At 63.6% G+C, this 18,522-nt stretch carries 15 protein-coding genes; 5 read left to right on the plus strand and 10 right to left on the minus strand.

Annotated elements, in window-relative coordinates:
- Positions 1 to 29: 29 nt before the first annotated feature.
- Both greA and carB read right to left on the minus strand, forming a co-directional pair.
- Positions 30 to 503 (minus strand): transcription elongation factor GreA, encoded by a 474-nt coding sequence (gene greA, locus HB375_RS06735; protein WP_167672204.1) that lies wholly within the window; start codon positions 501 to 503, stop codon positions 30 to 32.
- 105 nt (positions 504 to 608) lie between these two features.
- Positions 609 to 4,115, minus strand: a complete 3,507-nt coding sequence (gene carB / locus HB375_RS06740) for a carbamoyl-phosphate synthase large subunit (RefSeq protein ID WP_425515163.1) — start codon at positions 4,113 to 4,115, stop codon at positions 609 to 611.
- 152 nt (positions 4,116 to 4,267) lie between these two features.
- Here carB and HB375_RS06745 point away from each other — a divergent pair, with 152 nt between their 5' ends.
- A complete protein-coding gene (locus HB375_RS06745; RefSeq protein ID WP_167672206.1) occupies positions 4,268 to 4,663 on the plus strand; it encodes a GtrA family protein in 396 nt (131 codons plus the stop codon).
- A gap of 167 nt (positions 4,664 to 4,830) precedes the next feature.
- Positions 4,831 to 6,081, plus strand: a complete 1,251-nt coding sequence (locus HB375_RS06750; RefSeq protein ID WP_167672207.1) for an MFS transporter — start codon at positions 4,831 to 4,833, stop codon at positions 6,079 to 6,081.
- A 10-nt stretch (positions 6,082 to 6,091) separates the two neighbouring features.
- Here HB375_RS06750 and HB375_RS06755 read toward each other — a convergent pair whose 3' ends face one another.
- From HB375_RS06755 to carA, 4 genes are all read right to left on the minus strand, one after another.
- Positions 6,092 to 6,781, minus strand: a complete 690-nt coding sequence (locus tag HB375_RS06755; RefSeq protein WP_167672208.1) for a class I SAM-dependent methyltransferase — start codon at positions 6,779 to 6,781, stop codon at positions 6,092 to 6,094.
- A gap of 119 nt (positions 6,782 to 6,900) precedes the next feature.
- Positions 6,901 to 7,752: an AraC family transcriptional regulator gene (locus HB375_RS06760; protein ID WP_167672209.1), complete on the minus strand. Its 852-nt coding sequence runs from the start codon at positions 7,750 to 7,752 to the stop codon at positions 6,901 to 6,903.
- A 65-nt stretch (positions 7,753 to 7,817) separates the two neighbouring features.
- Positions 7,818 to 8,192, minus strand: coding sequence for a hypothetical protein (locus tag HB375_RS06765; protein WP_167672210.1), 375 nt, complete (start codon positions 8,190 to 8,192; stop codon positions 7,818 to 7,820).
- Positions 8,193 to 8,349: 157 nt separating this feature from the next.
- Positions 8,350 to 9,552 carry a glutamine-hydrolyzing carbamoyl-phosphate synthase small subunit gene (gene carA, locus HB375_RS06770; RefSeq protein ID WP_205800082.1) on the minus strand — a complete coding sequence of 401 codons (1,203 nt, stop codon included), beginning with the start codon at positions 9,550 to 9,552 and terminating at the stop codon, positions 8,350 to 8,352.
- 144 nt (positions 9,553 to 9,696) lie between these two features.
- Here carA and HB375_RS06775 point away from each other — a divergent pair, with 144 nt between their 5' ends.
- The 3 genes from HB375_RS06775 (at position 9,697) to rpoD (ending at position 14,486) form a co-directional block, all read left to right on the plus strand.
- Positions 9,697 to 10,155, plus strand: a complete 459-nt coding sequence (locus HB375_RS06775; RefSeq protein ID WP_167672212.1) for a GatB/YqeY domain-containing protein — start codon at positions 9,697 to 9,699, stop codon at positions 10,153 to 10,155.
- A 246-nt stretch (positions 10,156 to 10,401) separates the two neighbouring features.
- Positions 10,402 to 12,294 carry a DNA primase gene (dnaG, locus tag HB375_RS06780; protein WP_167672213.1) on the plus strand — a complete coding sequence of 631 codons (1,893 nt, stop codon included), beginning with the start codon at positions 10,402 to 10,404 and terminating at the stop codon, positions 12,292 to 12,294.
- A gap of 191 nt (positions 12,295 to 12,485) precedes the next feature.
- The gene (gene rpoD / locus HB375_RS06785; protein ID WP_167672214.1) at positions 12,486 to 14,486 is read left to right on the plus strand and encodes an RNA polymerase sigma factor RpoD; all 2,001 of its coding nucleotides are present in this window, start codon (positions 12,486 to 12,488) and stop codon (positions 14,484 to 14,486) included.
- A gap of 41 nt (positions 14,487 to 14,527) precedes the next feature.
- Here the strand turns inward: rpoD and HB375_RS06790 are convergent, their stop codons facing one another.
- The 4 genes from HB375_RS06790 to HB375_RS06805 form a co-directional block, all read right to left on the minus strand.
- Positions 14,528 to 15,802, minus strand: coding sequence for an MgtC/SapB family protein (locus tag HB375_RS06790; RefSeq protein ID WP_343232360.1), 1,275 nt, complete (start codon positions 15,800 to 15,802; stop codon positions 14,528 to 14,530).
- An 83-nt stretch (positions 15,803 to 15,885) separates the two neighbouring features.
- Entirely contained in the window at positions 15,886 to 16,725 is an 840-nt protein-coding gene (locus HB375_RS06795; RefSeq protein WP_167672215.1) for an endonuclease/exonuclease/phosphatase family protein, read from the minus strand.
- Positions 16,726 to 16,745: 20 nt separating this feature from the next.
- Positions 16,746 to 17,549, minus strand: coding sequence for an ABC transporter permease (locus HB375_RS06800; protein ID WP_167672522.1), 804 nt, complete (start codon positions 17,547 to 17,549; stop codon positions 16,746 to 16,748).
- Positions 17,550 to 17,635: 86 nt separating this feature from the next.
- Entirely contained in the window at positions 17,636 to 18,466 is an 831-nt protein-coding gene (locus HB375_RS06805) for an ABC transporter permease (RefSeq protein ID WP_167672216.1), read from the minus strand.
- Between the last annotated feature and the right edge of the window lie 56 nt (positions 18,467 to 18,522).

Genomic DNA, 18,522 nt, shown 5'->3' on the forward strand with positions numbered 1-18,522 from the left:
AGGCCCGGAAGATTCGGTTCGTGAAGGCTTCAGCCGAAGCGGACGCCGACCACCTCGTAGGACTTTCCGCCGCCGGGGGTCGAGACTTCGACCGTGTCGCCGACCGTCTTGCCCATGAGGGCGCGAGCGATGGGGGAGGAAACCGACACGCGGCCCGAGCGCACATCCGCCTCCGGCTCGCCGACGATCTGGTAGGTCTTCTCTTCTTCCGTGTCCTCGTCCACGAGCTTCACGGTCGCGCCGAACTTGATCCGCTCGCCCGAAAGCTTTGAAATGTCGATGACTTCGGCCCGGGAGATCAGGCTCTCCAGCTCAAGGATGCGCCCCTCGTTCAGGGACTGGGCCTCCTTGGCGGCATGGTATTCGGCGTTTTCCGACAGGTCGCCGAGCGCGCGCGCTTCCGAGATCGCCTGGATGATCCGGGGGCGCTCAACCTGTTGGCGCTGCTTGAGTTCTTCCTCAAGCGTCGCGTAACCTTTGATCGTCAGCGGAACCTTGTCCATCGTTCGTCTCGTTCAAAAAGAGGTACGAGGCCGCCGTTGCCGACGCCCTCGCTCATCAACGAATACTTTCTCAGAAAGCTTCGCGGTTCGATGTGGCCGTGTGCCTCAGGCAAAATATTCCTGAAGCGCCCGGACCTCGAGATCGCCGCCGAGATAGGCTTTGATGCCTTCGGCTGCAGCGATCGCCCCTGCAAGAGTGGTGTAGTAGGGTATCTTATGCAAGAGGGCGGCCTGCCGAAGGCTGCGGGAATCTGACAGAGCCCCTGCGCCTTCGGTGGTATTGAAGACCAGTTGAATATCCCCGTTCTTGATGGCGTCCACCACGTGCGGACGGCCTTCCAGCACCTTGTTGATCCGGGTCGCCTTGACGCCGTTTTCCTCAAGATACTTCTGGGTACCTCCGGTTGCAACGATCTGGAACCCAATTTCCTGGAGCATCCGGACGGTCGGCAGAATGCGTTCCTTGTCCGAATCGCGCACCGAAACAAAGACCGTTCCGGTCTTGGGAACCTGGCTGCCCGCGCCGAGCTGGCTCTTGGCGAAAGCGACCCCGAAGCCACGATCCAGACCGATGACCTCGCCGGTCGAGCGCATTTCCGGGCCCAACAGCACGTCCACGCCGGGGAAGCGGGCGAAGGGGAAGACCGCTTCCTTGACGCCGATATGCGGCAGCTCCTTCGGGGTCAGGGCGAACTTGGCGAGGCTCTCGCCCGCCATGACGCGGGCCGCGATCTTCGCCACCGGCTCGCCGATGACCTTCGCGACGAACGGCACCGTGCGCGAGGCGCGGGGGTTGACCTCAAGGACGTAAATCTCGCCGTCCTTGATGGCGTATTGCACGTTCATCAGGCCGCCGACCTCGAGCGCGAGGGCCAGCGCCTTGGTCTGGCGCTCCAGCTCCGCAATGATCTGGGGGGAGAGTGAGCGGGGCGGCAGGGAGCAGGCGGAATCGCCCGAATGGATGCCTGCCTCCTCGATGTGCTCCATGATGCCGGCGATGAACACGTCCTTGCCGTCGCACAGGCAGTCCACATCCACCTCGATGGCGTCCGACAGGTAGCGGTCGAACAGCAGCGGGTTCTTGCCCAGCACCGTGTTGATCTGGCCGGTCTTGTCGTTCGGATAGCGCGCCTTGATGTCGGATGGGATTAGGCTCGGCAGGGTACCGAGCAGATAGTCTTCGAACTGCGCCTCATCGCGGATGATCGCCATCGCGCGGCCGCCGAGCACGTAGGACGGGCGCACCACGAAGGGCAGGCCAAGATCGGCAGCGATCAGGCGGCTCTGTTCCACTGAATAGGCGATGCCGTTCTTCGGCTGCTTGAGGTGCAGCTTGTCGAGCAGGCGCTTGAACCGGTCCCGGTCCTCCGCGAGGTCGATGGCGTCCGGCGAGGTGCCGAGAATGCGCACACCCGCCTCTTCGAGCGCGTGGGCGAGTTTCAGAGGGGTCTGCCCGCCGAACTGCACGATCACGCCGTGCAGCGTGCCGTTCGAGCGCTCGGTCTCGATGATTTCGAGCACGTCTTCCTGGGTCAGCGGCTCGAAATAGAGGCGATCCGAGGTGTCGTAGTCGGTTGAGACCGTCTCCGGGTTGCAGTTGACCATGATGGTCTCATAGCCCGCGTCTTTCAGCGCGAAGCAGGCATGGCAGCAGCAATAGTCGAACTCGATGCCTTGGCCGATGCGGTTCGGGCCGCCGCCGAGAATGATGACCTTCTTCTTATCCGAGGGACGCGCCTCGTCCGCCGGCTGCCCGGCGAAGGGGGCGGCGTAGGTCGAGTACATATAGGCAGTGGGAGAGGCGAACTCCGCCGCGCAGGTGTCGATGCGCTTGAAGACCGGGCGCACGGAGAGCGAGCGGCGCAGAGTGCAGACTTCCGCTTCGGTCTTGCCGGAGAGCACCGCAAGGCGCGCATCCGAGAAGCCCATGCTTTTAAGCTGGCGGAACGCACCCGCCGTCTGAGGCAGACCGTGGGCCTTCACCTTGGCTTCAAGATCCACGATGGCCTGGAGCTGCTCCAGGAACCAGCGGTCGATCTTGCAGCACTCATAGACCTCGTCGTGGCTGATGCCGAGGCGCAGCGCCTGCGCGACCTTCAAGAGCCGGTCCGGTGTCGGGGTGCCCAGCGCCGCCTTGATAGCGTTCCGATCATCACCCTTGCCGAGACCCTCGATCTCGATCTCGTCGAGGCCGGTGAGGCCGGTTTCGAGCGAGCGCAGGGCTTTCTGAAGAGATTCCGGCAGGGTCCGGCCGATGGACATGGCCTCGCCGACCGACTTCATGGCGGTGGTCAGCGTCGGCTCGGCGCCGGGGAACTTTTCAAAGGCGAAGCGTGGAATCTTCGTGACCACGTAGTCGATGGTCGGTTCAAACGAGGCCGGCGTCGCGCCGCCGGTGATGTCGTTGGCGATCTCGTCGAGCGTGTAGCCGACCGCGAGCTTCGCCGCGACTTTCGCGATGGGGAAGCCGGTCGCCTTCGAGGCCAGCGCCGAGGAGCGCGAGACGCGCGGGTTCATCTCGATCACGATCATGCGGCCGTTCTCGGGGTTGACCGCGAACTGCACATTCGAACCGCCCGTTTCGACGCCGATCTCGCGCAGCACCGCCAGCGAGGCGTCGCGCATGATCTGGTATTCCTTGTCGGTGAGCGTCAGCGCAGGCGCCACGGTGATCGAGTCGCCTGTGTGCACGCCCATCGGGTCGATGTTCTCGATGGAGCAGACGATGATGCAGTTATCCGCCTTATCGCGGACGACCTCCATCTCGTATTCCTTCCAGCCGAGAACGCTTTCTTCGATCAGCACCTCGTTGGTGGGGGAGGCGTCGAGACCGCGCTCGACGATGTCGAGAAACTCCTCGCGGTTATAGGCGATGCCGCCGCCCGTCCCGCCCATGGTGAAAGAGGGGCGGATGATGGCCGGCACGCCGACATCGGCGAGAGCCAGCAGAGCTTCGCCCATGGCGTGCTCCTGATACCGCTTGCGGCGGTCGTTCTCGGCAGAATCCCACTTGAGCTTGTAGCTTGCGATCATCCGTTTCTTGTCGCCGGGGTGGACGTCGAGCGCTTCGAGCCGCGCGAGTTCGGCGAGATAGGCATCGCGGTCGGCCTTTTTCAGCGCCGAAGCGTTGGCGAGGCGGGATTTTGGCGTGTCGAGGCCGATTTTGGTCATGGCTTCGCGGAAGAGCTGGCGGTCTTCAGCCTTGTCGATGGCCTCGGCGGTTGCGCCGATCATCTCGACGCCGAATTTCTCCAAAACGCCCATCTTCTTGAGCGACAGGGCGCAGTTCAGCGCCGTCTGACCGCCCATGGTCGGGAGCAGCGCGTCTGGGCGCTCCTTCTCGATGATCTTAGCGACGATTTCGGGTGTGATCGGCTCGACGTAGGTGGCGTCTGCGAGATCCGGGTCCGTCATGATGGTCGCCGGATTCGAGTTCACCAGGATGATACGGTAGCCCTCTTCCTTCAGCGCCTTACAGGCCTGTGTTCCCGAGTAATCGAATTCGCAGGCTTGTCCGATGATGATCGGACCCGCGCCGACGATGAGAATGGAAGAGATGTCTGTCCGCTTCGGCATATGGCCACCCAGGCGTGTCCAGCCGCGCGGCCGCATGATGCGGCGCTTTCGAGCGCAGCTGGCGTGTGTTCTGATTGAAGGTTGAGAGAGGCTCTTACACGGCCTTCTCCTCTAAAGGAAGTGCCAAGGAGCCGCTTCCCGCCCATGAAATGCGTGACCGCGCCGCTCGAAGGCGCTAACGAGGGGAAGTGACGACATTTCCTTCCCTACTCCGCCTCTTCCGCCAGTTTCTCGCCTTTTTCGGCGTGGGGCTGGCTGCGGCCGTGGTGCATTACGGCCTGCTGATCGGCCTCGTCGAGGGCGCGGGCGCCGATCCCATTCCGGCAACGCTTGCCGGCTATGTGGCGGGCGGGGTGGCGTCCTACATCCTCAACCGACGGCACACCTACGGCAGCGATCGGCCGCACCGGGAGGCCACCTGGCGCTTCGCGCTGGTGGCGCTTGTCGGCTTCCTGCTCACCTGGCTTTTCATGCACCTTTTCGTCGACGCGCTCGGCGCGTCGTATCTTCCGGCGCAGGTCGTCACGACGGGAATCGTGATGCTGTGGAGCTTTTTGGCCCACAAGGCCTGGACCTTCGCTTGACCAGGCCAGCGAAGATGTTCTGAGCGCAGTCCAGATCTGCACGTGTGGGGCTGTCTGGTCTTTTTGTTGCGGTGCAATATAGACACCCGCTGAGACTAGAGGGCCTTCGTGACGATGCGCTGGGCCCATTCGACGCGACTAAGCAACGACGATTCTCCGGGGATTCCATGTCCGATCTTTCGATTGGCGAAAACGCCTTGGCGCGGGCCAGCGAGCCCCTTCGCCCTTCGCGACTTTCCGTGGCGCTTATCGAACTGGCCCTGGCGGTCGGCAGTTTCGGCATCGGGACTGGCGAATTCGCGATCATGGGCCTTTTGCCCAATGTGGCAGAGGAATTCCGTGTCACAACGCCCCAAGCCGGATATGCGATTAGCGCCTATGCGCTCGGCGTGGTGGTTGGCGCACCGATCATCGCGGTGCTTGCGGCAAAATTGCCGCGCCGGACGTTGCTTCTGCTTCTCATGGCGATCTTCGCTGTCGGCAACATTGTCAGCTCGTTTGCGCCGACCTTCGACTCCTTCATCGCGGTGCGATTCCTCACTGGTCTGCCGCATGGCGCTTACTTTGGAGTCGCCGCGCTGGTCGCGGCTTCATTGGTCGATGTCGGCAAACGCACGCAGGCCGTGGCCCGTGTGATGACGGGGCTGACGGTCGCGACGCTTCTCGGCACGCCCATCGCCACTTTCTTCGGACAAGCGATGACCTGGCGCATTGCCTTTGGGGCGGTGGGCTTTTTGGGCGCTCTAACGGTTCTCCTGATCTGGATTTACCTGCCCAAGGATCGGGTGGCTGAAGGCGCGAGCCCGATGCGGGAGCTCGGCGCTTTCGCGCGCAAGCAAGTCTGGCTCACGCTCGGCATCGGCGCCATCGGGTTCGGTGGTCTCTTCTCCGTCTTTTCCTATATCGCCTCAACCGCGACGCAGGTGGCGCAGATGTCGGAAACGATGATCCCGGTCATGATGGCCCTGTTCGGCTTGGGCATGATCGTCGGCAACCTTGTGGGCGCTTGGTTCGCAGACCGGTCGATGATGGGCACCATTGCGGGCACGCTGATCGGTAGCGCCGTCGTAATGACGCTTTTCTACCTCACCGCCAGCAATCTCTATCTGCTCTCGATCTGCGCCTTCCTCGTCGGGTGCAGCGTTGCTCTCGGGCCGACTTTGCAGACGCGTTTGATGGATGTGGCCGCCGATGCGCAGACGCTGGCGGCGGCGCTGCACCACGCGGCCTTCAACCTAGCCAATGCGCTCGGCGCTTGGCTCGGTGGCCTCGCGATCTCGGCCGGCTTCGGCTTCGCGTCGACGGGATGGGTCGGCGCACTTCTGGCTCTTGGCGGGCTCGCGGTCTTCGGCGTGTCCCTGGCGAGCGAGCGGCAAGCCCGCAGGCCTGTCGGCGAGCAGTGCCGCTGCGCAGCGTAAAGCGGCGCGCCTAAACCGGTCGAGCGATAAAGGTCATCCGCGCCTGATTGTGCCCGAGATTACGCTCCCGGCGAGCGGCGGCGAAGCCGGCGTCGCGGAGGACATCGAGCATGTCGGTCTGGCTGTAATGCGACAGGCCGATTTCTTCGCGGATCTTGCGGTAGTCGGACAAGGCGGTTCTGACGAGGCCGGCGAGCGCGGCTTTCAAAAAACCGCCCTTCCAGGCGAAGGAGAGCAGGGCTTGGGCGTCGACCAGCGGGCTCACATTCGGCGGGATCACGTCGGCGATGATCAGCCGCCCGTCTTCCTTGAGCTTGGCATGCCAGAGCTTCAGCACGCTGCGCAGCTCATCCAGCGAGAGGTATTGCAGCAGCGAGTTCACGACGATTAGGTCGAGCGACCCGTCGGGCACCGCGGGTAGATCCTCCGGCGAGAGGACGGTGATCTTGCCGTTCGCCCCGAACTTCTCCCGCAGCCGGTCGCGGACGAGGGGGGCTGCGTCGCACAGGTAGAGCGCGCCGCACTGCGCCGCGACCCGATCCGCAAACAGCGCCTCGCCGCAGCCGTAATCGAGCACCCTCGTCTCGGGGGAGATGATGAGATCGATGATGTCGTTGGCGATGAGCCGATAATGCAGGAGCTTGTGCCGCTCGCCGGCATAGATCGGGGTATCTTGGTTCCAGTAGTCGCGCCAGTTCATGAAGGGCTGTCACCCGAAGAGTTGAGGTTCGCGGAGAACCTGCCCCAGAGCGCGACGGGATGAAAGCCCCCTGTGAACCGTCCCCGGATGGTCCGGGGGCGGTTCGGGTGGTTTTCTCGTCAGCCTCTCAGCGGCAAGTTTACCTCGGTCAGCAATTCCGAGGGCGGGGTGTCGCGCGGATTGTTGAGATATTGCTCGAAGGCGGGTTGGTCGCTCGCCTCTTCGCCGCTGCCGGGAAGCCAGCCGCAGTAGAGCTGGCGATAGACCTCTTCCAGACCGGTATAGGGACCCTTGTGGACGATCGTCGCCACGCGGCCGGCAGGGATGTGGCGCAGGACGATCCCGTCATCAAGCGACATGGCGGGATCGACCTCAAGGCCCGCCTCCGAGCGAAGCTGCGCCTGCGGCACGCTCTCCGGGTCGTCGTAATAGATGCCGATCATGCGGCGGGGGCGGTCGAAAAGGCCGCGGGTGGCCGCCCAGACTCCAAGCTTGTCGAAGGCCTTGCCGATCTCATGGTAATCGCCGCGGTGCGCGACCGTGGCGAGGTGAACGCCGTCGAATTGCCTGACTTTTACGGGGATCATGATGTCGTCTCCGGTTCCAAAGGGTTGAAACGGAGTGAACCGTGCCCGGAACGCGCCCGGCGGCTCGCCATGGCCTGAGCCGAAAGCCCGCGTGAAGGCTTCGACCGAACCATACCCGGCCCGACGGGCGATGCGCTCGATGGGATAGGCCGAGCGGGCCAACTCGCCCGCCGCCCGGTGCAGCCTCAGACGCCGGACCGTGTCCGCGACCGTCTCGCCGGCAATCGACCGATAGATGCGGTGGAAATGATAGGGCGAGAAGCACGCGATTTCCGCCAGCTTGTCGAGGGAAAGATCCTCGTCGAGATGGTCGGCGATGTAGGCCATGACCCGCTCGACGCGGTGGCCGTAATCAAAGCGTGTTTGGGGTTTTGTCTGCAGCATGGATCACTCCGAAGCCCGACGTTACGGGCTTCGATTTGATCACGGTTGCGGACTTTGCGCGAGTTTTAAGACCCGATCAGCAGGGCGGCGACCGCCCGGTCGATGGAGAGATAGAACAGGGCGAAGGCCACGGCGCCCGCGATGCCAAACTCGATCGTCTGGTTCTTCAGCATCTTGATGTGACGCAGGATCTCGCGGCCCGAGAAGGACATGATCCACGCCACGCTCAGCACGAGCGGAAAGGCGAACAGGAACGACCAGGTGCTTTCCGGCTGGCCGACGTAAGAGGGGTCGATCAGCGGGCGAATGTTACGCACCCAGGGAGCGTAGCTCGCGGCATAGAGGGCGGTGAGCCAGGAGAGGGTGACCGCGACGCCGAGATGGAACGTGAACAGTTGGTGCAAACGGCCGAACTGGCCTGCGCTCTTGTCGGCTGTCATCGGAGAACCCCCAAATCGCGTTTTGGAATCGTCAACTGTGCTGGTTAACGATCGGTTAACGTGATTTGGGGACGGGATGCAATGATCCGCATTGTCGCGGCATGGAACCATTTGCGATGTCGCGTAAACGGTTCCTGCCGCGAGGGTGCGAAATGCCTTAGTGGGCAGCCTTGGCCTTGTTCTCTTCGATCAGCTTCACGAACCGGTCGAAGAGATAGTGGCTATCCTGCGGGCCGGGCGAGGCTTCCGGGTGGTACTGCACCGAGAAGGCCGGGCGGTCGGTGAGCGCGATGCCACAATTCGAACCGTCGAAGAGCGAGACGTGGGTCTCGACCGCGTTCGCGGGCAGGCTGTCCGGGTCCACAGCAAAGCCGTGGTTCATGGAGGTGATTTCCACCTTGCCGGTGGTCTTGTCCTTCACCGGATGGTTCGCGCCATGGTGGCCCTGGTGCATCTTCTTCGTCTTGCCGCCGACGGCGAGGCTCATCATCTGGTGGCCGAGGCAGATGCCGAAGGTCGGGATCTTTTCGTCCAGCACTTTCTTGATGACGGGCACCGCGTATTCGCCGGTCGCCGCCGGGTCGCCGGGGCCGTTGGAGAGGAAAACGCCATCGGGCTTGAGCGCCAGCACCTCGTCCGCCGTGGCGGTGGCTGGCAGCACCGTGACCTTGCAGCCGGCGCGGGCGAGCAGGCGCAGGATGTTGCGTTTAACGCCGTAATCGAGGGCGACTACATGGTGTTTCGCTTCAGCCCGCTTGCCGTAGCCTTCGCCGAGCGTCCAGGTGGTCTCGTCCCAATCGAAGCGCTGGGCGCTCGTGACCATGGGCACGAGGTCGAGGCCGTCCATGGAGGGCAGGGCGGCAGCCTTGGCCTTGAGCGCGGGAATGTCGAATTGGCCGTTCGGATCATGGGCGATGACCGCGTTCGGCATGCCCTTCTCGCGGATGAGGGCGGTCAGCGCGCGGGTGTCGATGCCGGTCAGGCCGACGATGTTGCGGGCTTTCAACCACGCATCGAGATGGCGCGAGGCGCGCCAGTTCGAAGGATCGGTGACGCTCGCCGCCATCACTGCGCCGCGCACGCCGGAGGCCGAGGCGGCGTTGACGCTCTCGATGTCTTCCTCGTTCGTGCCGACATTGCCGATATGCGGGAAGGTGAAGGTGATGATCTGACCCGCGTAGGACGGGTCGGTCAGGATTTCCTGGTAGCCGGTCATGGCCGTGTTGAAGCAGACCTCGCCGGTCGCTTCGCCCACCGCGCCGATGCCGAAACCTTCCAGCACCGTGCCGTCCTGAAGCACGAGAACGGCCGTCGCGTGCGGCTCCGTCCAGCCACTCGCTGTGTCTTTGTCTTGCAGCATCGTCATGATCTCTTTAAGTCGAAAGCCCAATGGGCCGCGCCTGAGCGGGCCGCCGCGGCAGCTTCGAAACCGTATTGACGGTGACTTAAGGGGCCGCTCGCGCCGCGTCAACGCTTGAGTGCCTTAAAATTAAAGGAAATCCGCATGCTGCGCGAACGTTTCACCGCCGACATGAAAGACGCCATGAAGGCTGGCGACAAGGGCAAGCTTGGCGCGATCCGCCTGATTCAGGCCGCCCTGAAGGACAAGGACATCGAGGCCCGCGGCAACGGCAAGGAGCCCCTCTCGGACGAGGAGATCCTGGCCCTCCTGCAGAAGATGGTGAAGCAGCGCCAGGAATCGATCGCCATGTACGAGCAGGGCGGCCGCGAGGAGTTGGCGCAGGCTGAAAAGAGCGAGATCGAAGTCATCTCCGCCTACCTGCCGAAGCAGATGGACGACGCCGAGATGAAGGCCGCCATCGAAGCCGCCATCGCCGAGACGGGCGCGGCTTCCATGAAGGACATGGGCAAGGTCGTCGGCACCTTACGCGCCAAATACGTGGGCCGCATGGATTTCGCCAAGGCGAGCGGGATCGTGAAGGATCTGCTGCCGAAGGGGTGATTAGTTCGATGCGGCGTTATCGGGTGCGCTGAATTAACGCCGGATGTTTGTCACCCCGGGCTTGTTCCGGGGATCCCGGCTCTTTGGGATAGCGCGGGTCCCGGATCGAGATGGCCGGGACAAGCGCGGCCATGACAGTCGTGGGCGCAGGGTGAAGCAACCGGCTTGACCCGGCACCCCTCACGAACCATGACCTAGGCTCATCCCTCAGCCGCGCTTAGAATGGCGCGGTCCCAGGAGCCCCCGTTGCGTTACCCGCCCCAAATCCTTGAAGAGATCCGCGCCCGGCTGCCGGTTTCGGCTGTCGTGGGCAAGCGCGTGCGTCTTAAAAAGGCGGGGCGCGAGTGGAAGGGGCTTTCTCCGTTCAATGCGGAGAAGACGCCGTCCTTTTATGTGAACGACCAGAAGCAGTTCTATCACTGCTTCTCCTCCGGCAAGCACGGCGACATTTTCACCTTCGTCATGGAGACGGAGGGGCTCTCGTTCCCCGAGGCTGTGGAGCGGCTGGCGGCGGAGGCGGGGGTCGCTTTACCAACGCTCTCGCACGAGGACCGGGAGCAGGAGGTCAAGCGCAAGACGCTTTATGACGTCATGGATATGGCGGCGGCGTTTTTTCGCGCATCTCTCGAGGGGCGGGCCGGGGCGAAGGCGCGGGATTACCTTGCCGGCCGCAGTTTGAGCCCCGAGACGCAAGGACGCTTCGGCATCGGCTATGCGCCGCCGGACCGCTATGCGCTGCGCGACCATCTGGCGGGGAAGGGCGTCTCGCTGGAGATGATGGACGAGGCGGGGCTTCTCACCTCCAGCGAGGGCGAGAATGTTTTGCGCGACCGCTTCCGTGACCGGGTGATGTTCCCGATCTGCGACGTGCGGGGCCGTGTCGTGGCCTTCGGCGGGCGGGCGATGAGCGCCGACGTGCCCGCAAAATATCTCAACTCGCCGGATACACCGCTCTTCAACAAGGGGCGGCTCCTCTACAACTACCACCTCGCCCGAAAGCCCGCCCATGACCGGGGCACGGTGATTGCGGTTGAGGGCTATGTGGACGTGATTTCGCTCAGCGTGGTGGGCATTCACAACGCCGTCGCGCCGCTCGGCACCGCGCTCACCGAGGACCAGCTCACGCTCCTCTGGCGCATGGCGGATGAGCCGATCCTTTGCTTCGACGGCGACAAGGCGGGGCGGCGGGCGGCTTTTCGGGCGCTCGATGTCGCACTGCCGCATCTGACCCCCGGCAAGTCCCTGCGTTTCGCCATGCTTCCCGAAGGGCAGGACCCGGACGATCTCGCCCGTTCAGGGGGAGCGTCGGCGGTGGAGCGGGTGCTTTCTTCCGCCAAGCCCCTGGTCGACGTGCTCTGGGCGCGGGAGCTGGAGGCCGGGCCGCTCGATACGCCGGAAAAGCGCGCGGCGCTGGAGCATCGCCTCCGCGAATCACTTGCACTGATTCGCGACGAAACCCTGAAACGGTATTACCGGGAGGAGGTTCAGGCCCGCATCGCGGCGCAAAATCCGGACCCGCGCGGGACCCGGTTCAACCGGCGCGAGGGCGGTGGAAAACGGGATCGGTGGGGGCCTTCCCCGACCACGCCGAGCGCCCGTTTGAGCGTCTCGCCGCTCCTGGCGCAAAGCCGGCTCTTTACCGGCGGAGCGGCGGAAAGCCCGCGCGAGGCGATGATCCTCTGCGCGTTTCTCGCCCATCCGGAATTGTTGCAGCGGCACGCGGAAACCCTTGTGGAGCTTGAACTTGAGGGCCGAGGCGCGCAGGCGCTCCGCAGCCTTCTCCTGGACAGCGCGGCAAGCGGGGAGCCGGCCGACCTGCCGGTCATGCAAGCCCGACAGGAGCGGGCTGGGCTGACCCTCGCGGCGGAAAAACTGAACGCGTTGGTGCGCGCCGGAGACCGGTGGATGCTGGATCCCCATGCCGATCCGTTGCGGCTTGAGGACGCATTGAGGCAAGCGATCACCTTGCATCGGCGCGCACGCACGTTACATAGCGAACTTCGGGCTGCTGAGCGCGCGCTCGCCGAAGAGGACAATGAGGCCAATCTCGCTTGGATACGAGAGGTCCAAAACCAGCTGTCTTCCGTCGAGGGTGCCGAGGCCGACCTGGACAACGGCGTTGTCCATCGCGAACATTGATGTCTAAGGGTCGGCGCACGGCAGAGGCGGTGCTGCCTGTTGAGCGGGGGATAGTTAACGGTTAGTCAAGCGACTTACTGTTTTATCGTCGGTATCGGATTTTCGGGTGGTGAGGCTGGAGAGCTTTGCCGCCCATTCGCGCATCATCGGGCTTGTTGGCGGGCCGGTGGGGCGGTGGAGTAGTGCAAAGCATGGCGACAAAGGCAACCGAACGGGACGAGGCTGAGACAGCGGCTCCGGAGCAGCAGAGCGACGGGCCTTTGCTTGACCTGACCGATGCCGCCGTTCGGCGGATGATCAAGCTCGCGAAGAAGCGCGGCTATGTGACCTATGACGAGCTGAATGAAGTCCTGCCCTCCGAGGAGTTCTCCTCGGAGCAGATCGAGGACGTCCTGGGCCAGTTGTCCGAAATGGGCATCAACGTGGTCGAGTCCGAGGAAGCCGAAGAGGGCGAGAAGGCGGAAGCGGAGGAGGAGGAGGCCGACGGCGGCGATCTCGTCGAGGTGGCGCAGACCCGCGCTGTCGCGGTGCGTGAAACCACCGCCAAGGAGCCGACCGACCGCACGGACGACCCAGTCCGCATGTACCTGCGCGAGATGGGCTCGGTGGAGCTTCTCTCCCGCGAGGGCGAAATCGCCATCGCTAAGCGCATCGAGGCCGGCCGCGAAGCCATGATCGCCGGCCTCTGCGAGAGCCCGCTGACCTTCCAGGCCATCATCATCTGGCGCGACGAACTCGTCGAAGGCCGGGTGCTGTTGCGCGACATCATCGACCTCGAGGCGACCTATGCCGGTCCGGACGGCAAGGGTGCGCCGAAGGTCGACGCACTGGGTGACGGCGAGGATGAGACTGCCACCGCCGGCGAGGACGCCGAGGGTGCCACTCCGCCGGAAGGCGAGATGGACGACGACGACATGGAGAACAACGTGTCGCTCTCGGCCATGGAAGCCGAGTTGAAGCCGCGCGTTCTCGAAACCTTCGATTCCATCGCCGACAACTACAAGAAGCTGCGCCGCCTCCAGGTGGAGCACGTTGAGCAGCGCTTGCAGAACAAGCAGCTGACCCCGGCTCAGGAGCGCAAGTATAAGACCTTGAAGAGCGACATCGTCGCTTCGGTGAAGTCGCTTTCGCTCAACAACAACCGCATCGAGGCGCTGGTCGAGCAGCTTTACGATATCAACAAGCGGCTCATCTCGCATGAGGGCCGCCTGATGCGCTTTGCTGAGAGCCATGGCGTCGCGCGCGAAGAGTTCTTGAAGCACTACCAGGGCTGGGAACTTGATCCGAAGTGGGTGCTACGTGTCTCCAAACTCGGCGGCAAGGGCTGGAAGGACTTTGTCGCCAAGGGCAAGGAGCAGATCCACGAGCTGCGCGAGCAGATCCACAATCTCGCTTCCGAGACGGGCCTGGAGATCCAGGAATTCCGCCGCATCGTCATGATGGTGCAGAAGGGCGAGCGCGAGGCACGGCAGGCGAAGAAGGAAATGATCGAGGCGAACCTGCGCCTCGTGATCTCGATCGCCAAGAAGTACACCAACCGCGGTCTGCAATTCCTGGACCTGATCCAGGAGGGCAATATCGGCCTCATGAAGGCGGTCGATAAGTTCGAGTATCGCCGCGGCTACAAGTTCTCGACCTACGCCACATGGTGGATCAGGCAGGCGATCACGCGCTCCATCGCGGATCAGGCCCGCACGATCCGTATTCCGGTGCACATGATCGAGACGATCAACAAGATCGTCCGCACTTCGCGCCAGATGCTGCACGAGATCGGCCGCGAGCCGACCCCGGAAGAGCTGGCCGAAAAGCTTGCGATGCCGCTGGAAAAGGTGCGCAAGGTTCTCAAGATCGCCAAAGAGCCGATCTCCCTCGAAACGCCCATCGGCGACGAGGAGGATTCACACCTCGGCGATTTCATCGAGGACAAGAACGCGATCCTGCCCATCGACGCGGCGATCCAGTCGAACCTGCGCGAGACCACGACACGCGTTCTCGCCTCGCTCACGCCGCGTGAAGAACGCGTGCTGCGCATGCGCTTCGGCATCGGCATGAACACCGATCACACGCTGGAAGAAGTCGGCCAGCAGTTCTCGGTGACGCGCGAGCGTATCCGTCAGATCGAGGCGAAGGCGCTGCGCAAGCTGAAGCACCCCTCGCGGTCGCGGAAGCTCCGGAGCTTCCTGGACAACTGAGATTAGAAAGGCGGGTCCCAGGCCCGCCTTTTTCTTTTCGCTCACATCACCAAGAACACGAAAGCAGCGGCTCCTGCCGTGATGGCGGCGGCGCTGATGGCGCTGACGATCCAGCCGGCCTTGCGTGTGCCGACGGCAAACGTCATGCCCGCCTTCACGATGGTGTTCACTCCCGCCGCGACACCCATGCCGCTTGCCGCCGCCTGCAGACCGATGCTGCCATGCGACAGGCGGGAATAGGACAGGGTGATCGCGTCCACATCCGCGATGCCGGAGATGGCGGCGAGCGCGTTGAGGCCAGCTTCGCCCAGATAGGCCGTGACGATCTTGGCGAGAAAACTGATGACGGCGACGAGCGCAGCGAGTTGGAACGCCATACTGAGATCGAGTGGGTTCTTGAGTTTGATTTTGGGTCGCGCCGTTTCCGACCCGCCGTGCACGAGAAGGAGAAAGCCTGCCCCGAGTGCGAGAACGAGCCCCGCCGCGCCGAGTGTCCAGCCGAGCGGCACGAGAAGCGCGGGATTGATGGCCGTTGCGATGATGAGCATGCGCACCACCATCACCGCGCCCGCCAGCAGGATGCCGCCGGACACGAGGGATGATGCGGGCGGATGCTCTCTCGCCATGCGGCTAAGGGTCAGCGTGGTCGCTGTGGAGGAGGCGAGCCCACCCGCGAGCGCCGCCGCTGCAACCCCCGCCTGACTGCCCATGATGCGGATGGCGAAATAGCCGACGAAGGAAATGCCGGCGAGAATGATGACCAGAAGCCAGATCGCGGCTGGGTTGATCGCGCCCCAAGGATCGACGGTTTGGTTGGGCAGGAGCGGCAGTGCAAGGAAGGTCATCGCGAGAAGGATTAGCGCCGACCTGATCTCCGGCCATGTCAGCCGCCGCAGCCATGCGTGAAGCGGGCGCTTTAGCGCCAGGATGAGCGTAACGGCCACGCTTGCCGCGACTGCGACCTGAAGATCGCCGAGGACCGCATAGGCCCCGAGCGAAAAAGTGAGGAGAGCGGCGACGACGCCCGTAACGCTGAAGTTCTGTTCGGATTGAGCCTCCAGCCAGGCGAAGGCGCTGAAGCCTACGGCGAAGCCGAGAAAGGACAGGCCGAGGAAAAACGGGCTCGTCTCCTGAGCCAGAACGGCCGAGAGCGCCCCGAGGATCGCGGAGAGCGTGTAGGTGCGCAGACCCGCGGTGCGCTCGCCTTCGGCTTCCTCCCGCTGCTGCCAGCCGCGCTCTAGGCCGATCATCAGGCCGATGGCGAGCGCCACGGCAAAGCGCAGGAAAAGAGGATTTTGCAGGAAGGGACTCGACACCGGGTACTCTCGCAACGAGCTGGAACTGCCGCAGTATGCCGGTTCCGTGGTCGCCTGGGTAGAGCGCCCGCCGCGAACCGGGTTCAGCGCGCGAGTTCGATCAGGACGGGTTGATGATCGGAGGCCTGGGAGTCCTGGTCATAGACAACGCGCGAGACGCGGTGCGCCAAATCCTCGCTGACGAAGATGAAATCGCAGCAATGCGGCTGGCCGCTGGTCCGGTCATAAATGCAGAAGGAGGGCGGGTGATCCTGCGCGCCGTTCAAAAGCCGCCAGGAATCCATCAGCGCGGGCGCGCCGTTGTCGAAGTCCTCCGAGATCCTGAGCTTCGTCGGATCGTGCGGCCTCATGTTGAAGTCGCCGGTCAGCACGGCGGAGCGCGATGTCGGGAATTGCGCGTAAGTTCCCGGGCCGTCCTCTCGCGGCAGAGCCACGCGATCACACGCCATGCGGTGCGCTTCGCGGATTCCATCAACCTGCGCGCGACGGATCTTGTCGGACGAATACTCCAGATGCGTCGTCATCACCCGCACCGGGCCGAAGGGCGCTTCGACCACCGCCTCCAGCAGTTGGCGCGGCATGTTGCGTGTGGTGTCCGCTTCCCACGGCAGGGTGTGGCGCAGCACCTGCGCGACGGGGAGACGCGACAAAATCATGTTGCCGAAGCGGCGGCGTCCGCCCTTGCCGTCCGGTACATCGAGCGCGATGCCTTCAACGGCGGTGTAGCCGGGAAGCAGTGCGGCGATGGCGGCGAACTGGTTCTCGCCACCATTCTCTTTGAGGCCTGCGAAATTGTCTGACACTTCCTGCAGACAGAGCACGTCGAAATCCGCGATGGCTTTGGCGTCGGAGACGAGACGCGCGAGATCGAGGCGGCCGTCGGCGCCGAGGCCCCATTGGATGTTCCAGGTGATGAGTTTCATAATGTGTCCGATAACGCGGGTTACTGGCCGACCTTGCTCAAAACATCCGCTTTCAGGAAGCGCTCGATGATGAGCATGAAGAGAACCGACGGTACCAGCAAGATCAAGGCCGTGATCGAGGCGATCTGATAGTTGCCGCCCATGCTCGCATTGTAGAGCAGCAGCGGCAGCGTCGTGACCTGTGGTACGCCGACGAAGAATGTGCCGGTGAATTCGTCGAGGGATTCGAGAAACACGAAAATGCCGCTCGCCATGATACCCGGCATCGCCAGCGGCAACGTGACGGTCATGAAGGCGCGCAAGGGCGACGCGCCCATGTTGCGCGCGGCAAGTTCGAGGTCGCGATCCACGGCGGAGAAGGCGGCAGCCGCGATCCAGACCGAATAGACGAGGCCATGTGCTGCGTGCACCAGCACCACACCGGGAATCGTGCCGGTCAGCCCGAGGCTGTAGAAGACGCGCGCCACGTTGATGTAGATGGCGACGGAGGGAAACGCCTGCGGCAGCAGGAACAAGATCATGATGAACGTGCGCCATGGCAGGCGCAGACGCGCGAGCGCATAACCTGCCGGAACGGAGACGGCGAGCGCGACGACGACCACGAGGCTCGCGATGCCAACGCTGGTGGCGAGCGACGACATGGCATCACCCGTGGGGCGGAAGACGACTTCCCAATAACGCAGGCCGTAGCTGACGGGTAGTTTGAACGGCGCGTACCACCGCTCCGCGACAGACCAGAGCGCGAGATTGGCGAGCGGGCCGAAGAGCAGGAAGGCGAACACGGCGAGCGCCGCAGCCTTCAGCAATGTGCTGCCGATCTTCATGCTGCCAGTCAGGAAAGCGGGAAGTGCGACAGGCCGCGCGCGCAAAGCTGCGCTGGAGGCCAAGGCTGCCGATTGCGACTGATCGTTCATGCCTGCACCTCCCGCTTGACGTTGTGGCGGAGATAGATCCACGCCGCCGCGGCGGAGAGGGCGTAGGAGATGACGCCAAGCGCGTTGGCGGTGGCGTAATCACCGTAGGAGTTGATGCGGAAGGCCATGTCGACGGTGAGCATGGTGGGTTGCGAACCCGCCACCATCATCGGCACGGAGAGAACCGACAGCATGGTGACGAAGGAGAGAACGAGGCCGACGAGCAGCGTCTGCGCCACTTGCGGCAGCACCAGCTCAACCAGGATGCGGGGACGTGAGGCGCCGAGATTGCGGCCCGCCTCGATGGTCGCGCGATCGATGGAGGCCATCGCGCCCGCGAGCATGAGAGTGACGAACGGCACCTGCTTCCACACGAAGGTGATGATGATGCCGCGCCAGTCGAGGAAGCTTGTCGCCTGTAGCGGTTCGAGGACGCCCGTTGCGACCAGCGTGTTGTTCATCAAACCGTTCTTGGCCAAAAAGGTGCGCATGCATTGCGCCGCCACGATAAACGGGATGAAGAGCGGCCAGCGGTAGAGCGCGCGCAATCCCGCAACCAGCCAAGGCGTTTCGCTGAGCGTCAGCACACCTGCGATGAGAACGGAGAAGAGTGCCGTGAGGAGCGTTGAGACGACCACCACGAAGATCGTGAACAGAATGTCGGTCGAGTAAAGCTCGAAGGCTTTCTCAAAATGCGTCAGCGACGGCTGTCCGCCTGCGGTGAACGCGGCGCCGAGCGAGAAGCCGAGCGGATAGAGAAACAGCACGCCGATCATGAGAAGCGCCGGCGCGATGAGCAGAAAGCCGAGGAGGGAAGGTCGCGACATCTGGATTGCTTTTTATGTTGTGGTCATGGCCGGACATGTTCCGGCCATGACATTTC

Source organism: Microvirga terricola (assembly GCF_011777495.1).
GTDB lineage: Bacteria > Pseudomonadota > Alphaproteobacteria > Rhizobiales > Beijerinckiaceae > Microvirga > Microvirga terricola.